Source organism: Rhizobium quercicola, assembly GCF_021168455.1.
Taxonomy (GTDB): domain Bacteria; phylum Pseudomonadota; class Alphaproteobacteria; order Rhizobiales; family Rhizobiaceae; genus Ferranicluibacter; species Ferranicluibacter quercicola.
The window spans coordinates 276,825-290,218 of record NZ_JAJOZR010000004.1 but is presented as its reverse complement, the minus strand read 5'-3'; the positions used below and the strand labels follow the sequence as shown (position 1 = coordinate 290,218).

Genomic DNA, 13,394 nt, shown 5'->3' with positions numbered 1-13,394 from the left:
ACAGGAGCAGCGAAGGATTACATGATGGAGCCGTCGGCCGGCAGCGAATAGACCTTGATGTAGTCGATGTTGAACTGCGATCCGTCCGCGAAATCCTTGTCCGACGGGGTGCCCGCCCAGCCGCCGACGGACTGGTTGACCAGCAGGTACATGTCGGAATGCATGTCATCCGGTGTCTTCGTGCTGGCGACCTTGGTCCCGTCGAAGGTCCAGGTCAGCGTGTCCTTCGTCCACAGGAGGCCATAGGTGTGGAAGCCCTCGGTGCTCTGGGTATGCACCTGAGTGGAGACTTTTGTGTGGCTGCCCGTTTCCTTGGTATGCGCGGTCGCGAAGTAGCTGTTGGTACCGCCGATCGCCTCGAAGACGTCGAGTTCGGGCGGCCAGGTGCCGTCCTTCGGCAGCAGCCAGAAGGCAGGCCATGCGCCCGCGTCGTCCGGCAGGTCGGCGCGGATCTCGAAGTAGCCGTATGTCTGGGCGAAGCTCGAATGTGTGGTCAGCACGCCGGAGGTATAGTCGTAGCCGATGGTCTTCAGCAAATCCGGCGGCGTTTCCGCGGCCGTGATCGTCAGCACGCCGTCCTTGATCGAGAACGGGTTGACCTTGGAGGTTGGGGCATAGGAGGGGTTGATATACCACTGCTGCTCGCCGGCGCCGAGGGACGAGCCCTTGTCGCTGGCATACCAGAACTTTGTATCCCAGGTGCCGCCATTCTTGCCGGTGTTGAGGCTGAGCTTGTTGAAGTCATCGCTGAAGGTCATCTTCATGCCGGCCTTGGAGATGTTCAGGTCGAACTGGTCGGCTTTCAGGCTGCCGACCTTTGTGTTGGGAAGCGTCACCGATGCGCTGTCGGTGATCTTGATGACGGTGTCGTTGCCGACCTGCTTGGCGTTCTTTAGGACGTCTGCAAAGGACGTGAAGGTGTAGTAGGCGATGCGCACGGTATCGGTGGCGCCGAGGTCCGTGATCGTATCGTGGCCGCCGCCGCCGGTGATGATGAACGTGTCGTCGCCGGCGCCTCCTGTCAGGACGTCGTTGCCAAGAGCGCCCCAGAGCGTCTGCTTGCCTGCGCCGCCCGTGATGATGTTGTCGAGGCTATTGCCGAACGCGAAGGTATCGTCGCCGCTGACGATCAGGTTTTCGAGATTCGGGTTGGTCAACTGGTAGCTGAACCATGTGCTGACCGTGTCCGTTCCCTGTCCGGCAGCCTCATAGACAAGGTTGTCGGGGGATGCGAGATAGTAGATGTCATCGCCGGCGCCGCCCATCAGGGTGGCTTTCAAGCCTGCCTTTCCCCAGATCGAGTCGTCCTTGGCCGTACCCGAAAACCATCCGCCGTTCTTGTTGAAGAACGTGTTGGCTTCTGTCGCGGCGGACCATGCATTGGAGTCGTTGCTGTAGTACAAAGTCTTGCCAGCAGCATTCTTGATCGATTTTGCCATTGTCATCTCCAAAATCCGAGGAAGAAGGCCTGCGCGGCAGTCGATTGCCAGCAGGTGATGCAGCAAAACCTAATTGTCCCAAATGAAGATAAGCCGTTTGCGATCGTTCAAGTTTTACGCATCGGCGGATTCACCGGCGCGCGCCTGAAAACGCTGGAAATGGTGGTGAAGGAAGGTTGAACCTGTGTCGATCCGGCACGGCTGTGCCGGAAAGGCACAACAGGCGGCCTCAGCCGCGGTTGCGGAACAGCACGCTGCGGACGAGACGGGCAGCGGGGCGCTCGAAGAGATGGAGCGACAGGAAGGCGGTGACCGTCGAGACGGCGAGGACGACGATCCCGGCGAAAAGTCCGTGACCGAGCAGCTTGGCGACGAGCGCGATGACCAGACCGTGCAGCAGATAAAAGGAATAGGACGCATCCCCGAGGCGGGCGAGCGGGCGGGTTGCCCGGGGCCAGGCGCCGGCCTCCTCCATGCCGAGGCAGCCGAGCACGAGGAGGGCGGCACCGCCGCCCCAGACGACGAACCGCCAGCCCTCGTTGTCGGGCGTCACCTGCGATGCGGCGGCGAGGGCGAACCAGAGGATGCCGCCCGCGATGATCGCAAGCGCCAGAGCGCGGTTGCGCGGTCGCGGCAGGATGGCGATCAGCATGCCGAACACAAATTCCGCCAGCAGCGGCGAGGTCCAGGTGATCGGCGCGGCGTGCGCGGGGTCGAGCAGCAGACCGGTGACGATCAGGAGGAGAATGGCACCAATGGCGGCCGGTACCGGCCGTGCCGTCAACAGGCAGAGCATGAACACCGCATAGAAGAAGATCTCGAGATTGAGCGTCCAGCCGACCTTGACCAGCGGCCAGATGACGCCGTCGATATCGCGGTAGGGAAGGAAGAACAGCGACATGAGGAGGCGCGGGGTGTCGAAGGTGAAGTTGGCGAAGAAGCCGGGCTTCAGCGCCAGCGCGCACATGAAGAGCGTCACCGCCCAGTAGAGCGGCACGATCCGCGCCACGCGGCGCATGGCGAAGGTCGAGGGCGTTTCCCGTGCACCGATGGTCGCCATGATGAAGCCGGAGATGACGAAGAAGATATCGACGCCCGCAGCCCCGATGGCCACCTGCTGCGGATAGAGGTGTACGAGCGCCACCATCAGCACCGCGACGGCGCGCAGGCACTGGATGGACTGGTAGGAGGGGACCTTGGACATGGCGATCGTTCCGCGGGAGAGGGCTCTGGCATGCGTGGTACAGCCGGGCAGGGGGATGGAAACACAGCGCGCCTGCGCCGCGACGGCGCAAGGCCATGCGCCCGGCCCGAGCCGGACGCCGATCAGGCGCCCTTGATGACCTGGGCGGCGATCAGCCCCTCCTTGCCGTCCGGCATCCGCTCGATCGGTGATCCCTCGCGCAGGCTGCGATAGATGTCGTGGTCGTAGCGGATGGGAAAGGCGCGCCAGGAGGCGATCGTACCGTGTCGCGCCAGCGTCTGGCGCAGGGCGTCTTCCCAGATCTCGATCGGCTCGGTCGGGCGCGCCTTGTGATTTACCTCGACGATGATGAGAAACGAACCGCCGACCTTGAGCACGCGGAAGATCTCGTCGATCGCGGTGTCGAGGTGATCCACGTGGTCGAGCGAATTGAAGGAGCAGACGACATCCCGCGAACCGGTGGCGAACGGGATCTTTTCGACGGGTGCGCAGACATAGTCCATCTTGTGCTTGTCGATGCCGAGCGTGCGGTACTGCTCCACGAGCGGATCGAGACCCGTGCGCGTGCCCGCCATGTCGGCCCATTCGAGGCTACCCGCAGGGCCGCAGCCGACGTCGAGCAGCGTCTTGCCCGTGTACCAGTCCTTCTCCAGCGAGAAAAACGTCGTGTAGAAATATTCGTAGTGATCGTTGTCGAGCTTGCGCTCTTCCGAGTAGAGGCCCTTCCAGAACCGCATCTCCGAATATCCCTTGAACCAGAGAAGGAGAGGCGCGGGAAGGATCGGCCGGACGGCGCGAAAGATCGGCTTGGCGACGCGTTTGATGGTCGGATGCATGAAAACTCCGGGAAGACAGGATCGACGGACCATCAGGCTATCCTTATTTTGAAGAGTTTACATTAGGGATATCGGTCATATCTTCAGACATCGTTAACCTCGCCCGCGGGCGCGCTTGCGGGAGGCCCGTCAGCGTCGGGATGCCGCTTCGCGAGCGATCGGCCCTGTCGGCGGGCTCTTCCCAAAGCGGCGCTCGCGTCTTACATCAGGGCTGGTACGCACGACCGGCCGCCCGGCGTGGGCGCCGCGTCCGCTCACACGCGCCACACCTCCTGCTTTCTGGACCGTTTCCCATGCAATGGACCGATGAGGCGATCATTCTTGGCATTCGGCGACATGGGGAAACCTCCGTCGTCGCCGAAGTCATGACACGCGCCCGCGGCCGCCATCTCGGCCTCGTGCGCGGCGGGCGGTCGCGCGCGCTCCAGCCGGTGCTGCAGCCGGGCAACGCGGTCGAAGTCACCTGGCGGGCGCGTCTCGACGAGCATCTCGGAGAATTCCGCATGGAGCCGGTGGAGCTGCGTGCCGCGCGCCTGATGGAGACGGCGACGGCCGTTTACGGCGTGCAGGCCATGGCGGCGCTTCTGCGGCTGCTGCCCGAGCGCGACCCGCATCCGCATCTCTATACGTCGCTGTCCGTCATCCTCGACCATCTGCACGATCCGAAGGATGCCGGCGAACTCTTCGTGCGGTTCGAGATCGCAGTGCTCGAGGATCTCGGTTTCGGCCTCGATCTCGCGCGCTGCGCCGCCACCGGCGCGCGCGAGGATCTGGCTTTCATCTCGCCGAAATCCGGCCGCGCCGTCAGCCGCACAGCCGGTCTGCCCTATGCCGAACGCATGTTCGCGCTGCCGCCCTTCCTGGCGCTGGAGGGCAGGGCGGCCGACCGGCAAAGCCTCGAAGACGCGCTGCGCATGACGGGCTATTTCCTTCATCGCCACGTCTACGAGCCACGCGGCATCGAAATCTCGGCCGCGAGAAACGGCTTCGTTCAGGCGGCGATGAAGGCGCTCGGCACCGCGCCGGCCGCAGCCGATGCGGCCTCGACCGGGGAAAAGACCATCGACATCCTGCTCCCTTGAAGAGAATCACGCGGTTCCGTCTTGGTTTCCGCTGCAATGACGATAAGTTGCCGTCTTTCTGATCGCCTCTGCCGGTTTCGGCCGCAGGGGTCTGCATGACGGGTGCCCATGACCGACCTTCTTGTTCTCGCCGCCTTCATCTTCTCGTTCCTGGCCTTTGCCCGCACCCGGCAGGCAAACGAGCGGTTCACGCGCGACATCGCCTTTCTCCAGTCGGAGATCGCCCGCCTGTCCGCTGCCCGGCTTCCCGCCGACAGCCCGTCCGGAACGCTCGTGACGGAGCCGGCGACGGATGTCGCGGCGATCGAGATGCCGACGACCGACGCGCAGGAGGATGAGCGATCGGCAGCCGTCGCCGAGCCGGAAACGATCGACGCGGACGCCGCTTCCGCGACCCCGGAGGAAGCCGAGCCGCAAAAACCGCGCGAATCGCTGGAAAGCTGGCTCGGTGCGCGTTGGGCCGTCTGGGTCGGCGGGGTTGCCCTGGCTCTGGGTGGCATCTTTCTGGTCAAGGTGTCGATCGATGCGGGGCTGCTCAGCCCTGCCGTAAGGCTGGTGCTGGCGGCGCTGTTCGGCGCGGCCCTCATGGTCGGCGGCGAGATGATCCGCAGGCGTGGTCCTGCGGACGGCGGACAGCGCTTCGCCAATGCCATGATCCCCGGCATTCTGACCGCGGCCGGCGCGGTGACGCTGCTCGGCGCAATCTTTGCGGCACATGCGGTCTACGCCTTCATCGGTCCGACGACGGCCTTCGTTCTCATGGGGCTGGTGTCGCTCCTTGTCTTCGGCCTGTCGTTGCGGCATGGCCAGGCGCTGGCCGGTCTCGGCCTCGTCGCGTCGCTCGTCACGCCGCTCCTGATCGATGCCGACGATCCCTCGCCATGGAGCCTGTTCGCCTTCCTGTCGCTCGTGTGGCTGGCTGCGATGGCAACGGCGCGGATCGGCCGCTGGCGGATCGTGCCGGCCTTCGCCAATATCGGCCTTGCCCTCTGGGGCACGGTCTATCTGATTGCGGAAGATCCAGCCTTGACCCTGCCGGTCTCTCTGTCGCTGCTCGTCCTCATCGCCGGCCACGCCTATGTCTGGCCGGCCGGTGCCGACGACGCGGAGCCGGAGGCGATCGAGGACGTAGCGGAGGCACGTCCCCTTGCCGCGGATGCAGCGGCGGAGGCCGGGGATGCCGTGGCGACACCGGCGGTGCCGGCATCGCGCAGTGCGGCGCACTGGCGCCGCCTGCTGCTGCCGCGTCATGCCCCCATCATCCTCACCGGCGCCTTTGCCGTGCTGATGACCGGGCTGTCGCTCATCGGTCCGCTGACGGAGACCGATGGCAATCCGACCTATGAATTCCTGGCCATCACCGCCGCGCTCGGCCTCCTCGGCGCCGTGCGGGTGCGGGCCGTCACGGCTGCGCTGACGGCCGGACTCCTCGCCATTCTTGGCGTCTCGACGCTGGCCACGCTTCCGATGCTGCTGGAGCTTTCCAGCATCGGCGTCGTTGCCGAACGGTCGTTCGCGACCTCGCCGGTCGCGGCCTTGAGCCTTGCGGCGATCTTCATCGCGCTCTGCGCCTTCGCCCTCCATCGCCATGGCGACAGGCACCGGTTCGTCATTCTCTGGTCCGGTCTTTCCGCCGTCACCTCGGTCGCCTGCATCGGGCTCTCCTTCCTCATCCTCGGCACCTATGCCTTCGATCCGCTGCACGGTATCGCCGCAACGCTTGCCGCCCTTGCCTTTCTCGCGCTTGCAGACATCTCCGTCCGCCGCGACGCGTCTTTTCCGATCGTCGCCCAGGGCCTGCTGCTGGCCGGTGCGCTCGGCCAGCTGGTCATTGCCGCACACGCGCTGTCGGATGGGCTCTGGACGGTGCTCGCCATGGCCGTCTTCGCGGTCGCCTTCGTCGCAGCCACGCGGGTGCGCGACTGGGCGGCGCTGCCCTGGGTCGGGGCGCTCGGTTTCGTGTTCGTCCTTGCGCGGATCGGCTGGGAACCGACCATCGTCGGTCCGCTCGCCCTTGGCCGCACGCCGGTGCTGAACGCGCTGCTTCCGGGCTATGGTCTCCCCGCGCTCTTTGCGCTCTGGTCGGCCTATACGCTGCGCGACTGGCCGTCCGATCGCCTGCGCAACACGCTGCAGGCGATTGCCAGCCTGTTCGGCCTGCTCACGCTCGCCATTCTGGTGCGCCACGCGATGAATGGTGGCCAGCTTCAGGGTGGCACGCCGTCCCTGTCGGAACAGTCGATCTATACGCTGCTGGTCATCGGCGCCTCCGCCATCCTGATGCGGCTCGATCTCAGCCGTCCCGGCTCGTTCCTGCGCTATGGCAGTATCGGTCTCGGCGCCGTCTCTCTGCTGATGACGCTCTCGGCCCACCTTGTCGGTCTCAATCCCTATCTCACCGGCGAAATGCTCGGACCCTATCCGCTGTTCGACCTGCTCCTCATCGGCTACCTGCTGCCGGGCCTCGCCTACGCCGCGCTCGCGCGCATGGCCGTCGGCCGGCGTCCGCCGATCTTCGTCGCGGCACTGGCGACAGCGGCGGCGGTGCTCGCTTTCACCTGGGCCACCTTGTCGGTGCGCCGTGCCTGGCAGGGCCCCGGTATCGCGGACTGGAAGGGTTTCCTCGCCGGCGAGACCTATACCTATTCGGTTGTCTGGCTCGCCCTCGGCGTGCTTCTGCTCGTCGCCAGCCTGCGCTTCCATAGCCGCAGCATGCGCATCGTCTCCGGCGTGCTCGTCTTCGTCACGGTGCTGAAGGTCTTCCTGTTCGACATGGCCAATCTGGAAGGTCTGCTGCGCGCACTGTCCTTCATGGGGCTCGGCATCGTGCTAATCGGCATCGGCCTGTTCTACCAGAAGGTCCTGACGTCGCGGCCGAAACCCGCAGCCGACGTTTCGCCCGGGACCGACGCATGACACAGGCGACATCGGTCTTCGCGGCCGCCTTCGCGCCGTTTGCCGATCTCGCGCAGGCGCTTCTTGCCGAGGGCGCGACGGGCGACGACGGGTCGCACGATGTGGCCCACCTGATCCGTGTCTGGCGCAATGTCTGCCGCCTTCAGGCGGAGGAGGGCGGCGACCTGCGCCGGCTCTGCGCCGCCGTGCTGCTGCACGACGGGGTGGCCGTCGAAAAGAACGCGCCGAATCGGGCGAGCGCCTCGCGGCTTGCCGCCGACAAGGCCCGCGGGCTTCTCGCGCGTCTCGGCTGGAGCGCGCCCGATATCGACGCGGTCGCCCATGCCATCCTCACCCACAGCTTTTCGGCCGGCCTTCCGCCGGAGACGATCGAGGCGAAGATTCTGCAGGATGCCGACAGGCTCGACGCGATCGGCATGATCGGCGCCGCACGCTGCTTCTACATCGCCGGTCGCCTCGGCAGCGGCCTCTACGATCCGCTCGACCCGCTGGCGCACAACCGCCCGCTGGACGACAAGGCCTTCGCGCTCGACCACTTCGAGGTGAAACTCTTCAAACTGGCCGCGAACGCCCAGACGGAGGGCGGACGACGCATGGCGGGCGAACGGCAGGCGCGCCTGCGCACCGTTCTCGACATGCTGATGCAGGAGATCGCCTGAAACGCAGAGCGGGCGCCAACATCCGGCATTAACCTCGTAACCGAAAATTCACCATGAAAGTTTGACTCTGCCAGGGTGCAATGGTGTTCTGATCACGTCTTTCACCTTCGAGACGTGACCGGAAACGGCCGCCAGCGAGATGTCCATGCGCGCCACCAGACACATTGCCAGCCTCGACGGTCTGAGGGGAATTGCAGCCTTCCTCGTGGTGGTGTCGCACGTTGCGCTGCTTTACCCGCATCTGCCGGGCTGGTTCTCGCTGAACATCGGCGCGGAGGCGGTCGAGATCTTCTTCGCGCTCAGCGGCTTCCTGATGGCGAGCCTCTATGCGGCGCGGCCGCTGGATCGGGTGGCGGCAACCGATTATCTGGTGCACCGCTTCGCCCGCATCTATCCGGTCTATCTCGTGGCCGTGCTGTGCGTCGTGCTTCTGTCTCTCGTGCCCGGCCTGGATTACATCCACCCGATCCATGGCCCGGTCGAGATCCTCCGGCACGTTTTCCTCCTCGGTTCGTCCGGCGTTTTCTGGTCGGTCCCGCCGGAAATCCAGTTCTATTTCTTCTTCCTCCTGGTCTGGCTCTGCCTGTCCGATGCCCGCAAATACCGTTTGCTGGCGCTTTTCCTTGCCGTCTGCGTCGCGGTCGATGCCGTTTTCGACTTTCCCGGCCCGGGCATCCTGCTGCCGTCGAAGATCCATTTCTTCATGGCAGGCGTGGGTGCCGGCCTTCTCTTCGCCTCCGGTCGCCTGCGGCCCAGGGGTCCGCTGGTCGGCATCGCCACGCTGGCGCTGCTCGGCTTCGTCTTCCTGTCGAAGATCCTGATGTTGCGCGACCAGCACGATGGCTGGGGTCTGGCAATGGCGGTGACGGCGGGCATCATCGTCTTCCTCACTGCGCAGGAACAGTCCCTGTCGCGCGGCCTGCTGGCCAGCGCACCCCTGCGGTTCCTCGGCAAAATCAGCTTTTCGCTCTACCTCTTTCACGTGCCGGTCATGTTCCTCTCGATGAAGACGCTCGGCCTCTTCCTCCCCGGTCCCGTCGCGGTCATCCTGTCGGTCTGTCTTGCCGTCGTCTTCGCAACCTACTCGTACCACCTCATCGAGGACCCGGTTCGCCGCCGGCTGGTGGAAGGCTGGAAACGCCATCGGGCGCGGCACGCGGTCGTTCAGCCGAGCGAGCCGCGCGGAAGAATCGCATCGACGGCGTGACCCCTTGGCGGTTACAACGGAGCTTTCCCGCTGCCGCTGAAGGACTGCCCGAATGCCCGTGAACCCCAAGGTCGTCGCACTCAACATCCACCCGCTGAAGAGCGGCCGGGCGATTCCCGTCGAGCACGCCGATGTTCGGCTGGATGGCTTTGCCGGAGACCGCCGCTTCATGCTTGTGGATCCCGACGGCACCTTCATCACCCAGCGCGAGTGTCAGCCGCTGGCGCAGATCTCTGCCGTGCCGCAGGCAGGCGGGCTCGATCTGGAGATGGGCGGCGCGCGCTTGTCCGTCCGGTTCACGGGCGACCGCCGCATCGTCGTGCGTGTCTGGTCGAGCGCCGTCGATGCCGCCTGCGCGGACGATGCCGCAAACGAGACCCTGTCCGGCTGGCTCGGTCGCCCGGTCCGGCTGGTGCACATGGATGATAAGGCGGAGCGGACCGTCGGTGCGGAGTGGGCCGGCGCGCCGGCGCCCGTCGGGTTCGCCGATGGCTTCCCGATCCTCATCACGACCACCGGTTCGCTGGAGGCTCTCAACAGGACGCTCGCGTCGAAGGGCCAGCCGCTCGTCGGCATGGATCGCTTCCGCACCAACATTCTCCTCGATCACGACACGGCCTGGGAGGAGGATCTGTGGGACGCGGTCGAGATCGGCGGCATCCGCTTCGACCTCGTCAAACCCTGTGCCCGCTGCATCATGACCACGCAGGACCAGATGACCGGCGAACGCATCGGCGGCAACCCGATCGAGGCGCTGCGGGTGGAGCGCATGTCGGCCGACCGCAGGGTTCCCGGCGTTCTATTCGGCTGGAACGCGGTACCGCGCGGCACCGGGCGCATCGGGCTCGGCGATCCCGCCCGCATCGTCTCGACCCGCACCGAGCGCTGGCCCATGAAGCATCGCGCCTGACCCGCGCTTCGGACGTTGCCGGTCGGCCAGCCACCGCCGGCGCGCGACCAGCGCCAGCTTGCCCACCGCAAGGCCGATGAGACTGCCGAGCGACTTCACCAGCGCATCGGAAAATCGGGCGTGGCGGGTCGGCGAGATCCATTGCAGCATCTCGATGAAGAAGGCGGCCGCGATCAGGAACAGCGCAAGAGAAAGCCACCGCCGCGGATAGGCTATGGCGAAGATCGCGCCCGCCAGCGCAAAGGCCGCAGCCCGGTCGAGACCGACCACCGTCACCGTCGGCGGCCGCCAGCCGATCGGCGAGATCGTGACAGCCACGAGGACAAGAAGGGCAGCCCAGGCGGCAGCGCGGAACAGGGATCGAAGTGTCATCGAACTGTCATAGAACCGCGAGGTCCATGGTGCAATGCACACGCCCGTGAGGTGTCCCGCGCCGAGCGCCGCATCAACGACGTTGATGCAGGTGTCACGCGAATTCACTTTCGATGCACGGCCTGCTCCCCTAATCTGACATGGCCGCATCGCCTTCAGCGGCCCTCATCCGGAGCCCGCTCATGTCCGCCGCCAGTCCCGCCGCTGTTGCCCGCACCCCGCGTCGCGGCCTGCCGTGGCTCATCATCCTCTCGGGTTCGCTTGTGGCGATGCTCACCTTCGGGCCACGCTCGGCCATGGGCTTCTTCCAGCTCCCCATGCTGGCGGATCTCGGCTGGGACCGCACGACGTTCGGCCTTGCCATGGCCCTTCAGAATCTCTGCTGGGGGCTCAGCCAGCCCTTCTTCGGCGCGATGGCCGACAAATACGGCACCTGGCGGGTGCTGGCGATATCGGGCCTTCTTTATGCGACCGGGCTGATCGTCATGGCGTTCGCGACGGCCACCGTCTGGCTGCATGTCGGGGGCGGGGTGCTGGTCGGCCTTGCCGTCGGCGCCGGCTCCTTCGGCACCATTCTGTCCGCCTTCGCCCGCAACGTCACGCCGGAACAGCGCTCCATGGCCTTCGGCATCGGCACGGCCGCGGGCTCGGCCGGCATGTTCCTGTTCGCGCCGCTCAGCCAGGGCCTCGTCTCGGCCTTCGGCTGGTCCGACAGCCTCGTCATCCTCGGCGCCATGATGCTGATCGTGCCGCTCGTCGCCATTCCCCTGCGCGGCAATGCCAGCTCGGGCTCGCAGAGCCAGTCGGTCTACAAGCAGTCGATCGGGCAGGCGCTGAAGGAGGCGCTGGGTCACAAGAGCTACCTTCTGCTCGTGTCCGGCTTTTTCGTCTGCGGCTATCAGGTCGCCTTCATCACCGCGCATTTTCCCGCCTATATCGGCGATATCGGCATCGACGCGCGCTACGCCGTCATCGCGCTCGCTCTGATCGGCTTCTTCAACATCATCGGCTCGCTGTCCGCAGGCGTCATCGGGCAGCGCTACTCGAAACCCTATTTCCTCTCCCTGATCTATATCGGCCGCTCGATCGTCGTCTCCGCCTTCCTGCTGCTGCCGCAGTCGCCGCTCACCGTCATCCTGTTCGCCATCGCCATGGGCCTGCTGTGGCTGTCGACGGTGCCGCCGACAAATGCCTTGGTGGCGATCATGTTCGGCACGCGCCATCTCGGCCTGCTTGGCGGCATCGTCTTCCTGTCGCACCAGATCGGCTCTTTCCTCGGCGTCTGGATGGGCGGTTATCTCTACGATCATTTCGGCTCCTACGATCCGGTCTGGTGGATCGGCGTCGTGCTCGGCCTGTTCGCGGCCCTCGTGCACTGGCCGATCGAGGAAAAGCCGGTCTTCCGCCCCGCCATGGCGTGAAGAGCGGCTTATGCTCGATGTGACAAAAAGGCGTCGCGGACGGCTTGATATCCGTCACAAAACTTTCTAATTCAGCAGGACCGGCAACGCCGGTTTTGTTTTGATCCCTTTATGCTCATAATGAGCATATTTGCTGTCGTGGTGGAGCGGCGGAAAGCGAGGATGGCATGACAGAGGCATTTCGAACGATGGACGGCCTGCCGTCGGACGGCGCAACGCAGCCGCGCTTCCAGACCGCCGCCGAACGCTTCGGCGTCATCCCCATGCCGGACCTGACCTTCACGCCCGAGATCGCGCGGGAAACCGAGCACCTCTACCAGAAGGTTCGCGACTTCATTCCCGCCTTCGAATGGCCCGTCTATGCGCCCTATGTCGCGGCCATCAACCGGCTGAAGCGCGAGCGCAACGCCGTTATCCTCGCTCACAACTACCAGACCCCGGAGATCTTCCACTGCGTCGCCGATATCGTCGGGGATTCCCTGCAGCTCGCCCGCGATGCGACGCGGGTGGATGCCGAAATCATCGTGCAGTGCGGCGTCCACTTCATGGCCGAGACGTCGAAGCTCCTGAACCCGCAGAAGACCGTTCTCATTCCCGATTCCCGGGCCGGCTGCTCGCTATCGGAATCGATCACCGGTGCCGATGTCCGCCTGCTGAAGCAGCGCTATCCCGGCGTGCCGGTCGTGACCTATGTCAACACCTCCGCCGACGTGAAGGCCGAGACCGACATCTGCTGCACCTCGTCCAACGTGCTCGCCATCGTCGAAAGCCTGGAGAGCGACACCGTGCTCTGCATTCCCGACGAGTATCTGGCCATGAACGTCGCCAAGCAGACCAACAAGACGATCCTGACCTGGAAGGGGCACTGCGAGGTGCACGAGCGCTTCACGGCCGCCGAACTCCTCGCCTACAAGGCCGCCCATCCCGGCATCGAGATCATCGGCCATCCCGAATGCCATCCGGATGTCATCGCGGTCTGCGATTTCGCGGGCTCCACCGCCGGCATGATCAACTACGTCAAGGACAAGCGCCCGCCAAAGGTGCTGCTGGTCACCGAATGCTCCATGGCCTCCAACATCCAGGCGGAGGTCGAGGGCGTCACGTTCGTCAAGCCGTGCAACCTCTGTCCGCACATGAAGCGCATCACGCTGCCGAAGATCCTCGACAGCCTGCTGACCATGACGGACGAGGTGCTGATCGACCCCGAGATCGCCGACCGCGCGCGGCTGGCCGTCGAGCGGATGATCAACCTCAAGCAGTAGCGTTCGGCGTTGCGTCGAACAGAGAGACGGAGCGTTTTGCGATTCGCAGAGGAGCGGAAACGCTTTTGAGCCGGCGGAGGAGACTG

Annotated in this window: 12 protein-coding genes; 8 read left to right on the top strand and 4 right to left on the bottom strand. The window is 65.2% G+C overall.

Translation table 11 applies throughout. The features are described from left to right. Positions 1-17 precede the first annotated feature (17 nt). On the bottom strand, positions 18-1,439 hold the full coding sequence (locus LRX75_RS08235) for a family 16 glycosylhydrolase (protein WP_231813391.1): 1,422 nt from the start codon (positions 1,437-1,439) through the stop codon (positions 18-20). 54 nt (positions 1,440-1,493) lie between these two features. Here LRX75_RS08235 and LRX75_RS23265 point away from each other — a divergent pair, with 54 nt between their 5' ends. Further along, entirely contained in the window at positions 1,494-1,619 is a 126-nt protein-coding gene (locus tag LRX75_RS23265; protein ID WP_269456111.1) for a hypothetical protein, read from the top strand. Between the two features lie 49 nt (positions 1,620-1,668). Here the strand turns inward: LRX75_RS23265 and LRX75_RS08230 are convergent, their stop codons facing one another. After that, a complete protein-coding gene (locus LRX75_RS08230) occupies positions 1,669-2,643 on the bottom strand; it encodes an acyltransferase family protein (RefSeq protein ID WP_231813389.1) in 975 nt (324 codons plus the stop codon). A 122-nt stretch (positions 2,644-2,765) separates the two neighbouring features. Further along, complete coding sequence (locus LRX75_RS08225; RefSeq protein ID WP_231813387.1) at positions 2,766-3,479, bottom strand: class I SAM-dependent methyltransferase; 714 nt, start codon at positions 3,477-3,479, stop codon at positions 2,766-2,768. A 293-nt stretch (positions 3,480-3,772) separates the two neighbouring features. Between LRX75_RS08225 and recO the strand changes: the two genes are divergently transcribed. From recO to LRX75_RS08200, 5 genes are all read left to right on the top strand, one after another. Further along, entirely contained in the window at positions 3,773-4,561 is a 789-nt protein-coding gene (gene recO / locus LRX75_RS08220) for a DNA repair protein RecO (protein ID WP_231813385.1), read from the top strand. A 108-nt stretch (positions 4,562-4,669) separates the two neighbouring features. Then, entirely contained in the window at positions 4,670-7,477 is a 2,808-nt protein-coding gene (locus LRX75_RS08215; RefSeq protein WP_231813383.1) for a DUF2339 domain-containing protein, read from the top strand. After that, positions 7,474-8,136 (top strand): HD domain-containing protein, encoded by a 663-nt coding sequence (locus LRX75_RS08210; protein ID WP_231813382.1) that lies wholly within the window; start codon positions 7,474-7,476, stop codon positions 8,134-8,136. The genes LRX75_RS08215 and LRX75_RS08210 overlap by 4 nt, the downstream gene beginning before the upstream one ends. Before the next feature lie 145 nt (positions 8,137-8,281). After that, positions 8,282-9,343, top strand: a complete 1,062-nt coding sequence (locus LRX75_RS08205) for an acyltransferase family protein (protein ID WP_231813380.1) — start codon at positions 8,282-8,284, stop codon at positions 9,341-9,343. A gap of 52 nt (positions 9,344-9,395) precedes the next feature. Next, on the top strand, positions 9,396-10,253 hold the full coding sequence (locus LRX75_RS08200) for an MOSC domain-containing protein (RefSeq protein ID WP_231813378.1): 858 nt from the start codon (positions 9,396-9,398) through the stop codon (positions 10,251-10,253). On the opposite strand, the gene LRX75_RS08195 is transcribed toward LRX75_RS08200, so the two are convergent. After that, positions 10,143-10,625, bottom strand: coding sequence for a VanZ family protein (locus LRX75_RS08195; protein ID WP_231813376.1), 483 nt, complete (start codon positions 10,623-10,625; stop codon positions 10,143-10,145). The two genes, LRX75_RS08200 and LRX75_RS08195, sit on opposite strands and share 111 nt — an antisense overlap. Before the next feature lie 182 nt (positions 10,626-10,807). Between LRX75_RS08195 and LRX75_RS08190 the strand changes: the two genes are divergently transcribed. Together LRX75_RS08190 and nadA are read left to right on the top strand one after the other, a co-directional pair. Then, positions 10,808-12,046, top strand: a complete 1,239-nt coding sequence (locus LRX75_RS08190; protein ID WP_231813374.1) for an MFS transporter — start codon at positions 10,808-10,810, stop codon at positions 12,044-12,046. A gap of 188 nt (positions 12,047-12,234) precedes the next feature. Next, entirely contained in the window at positions 12,235-13,308 is a 1,074-nt protein-coding gene (gene nadA, locus LRX75_RS08185; RefSeq protein WP_231813470.1) for a quinolinate synthase NadA, read from the top strand. Positions 13,309-13,394 lie beyond the last annotated feature (86 nt).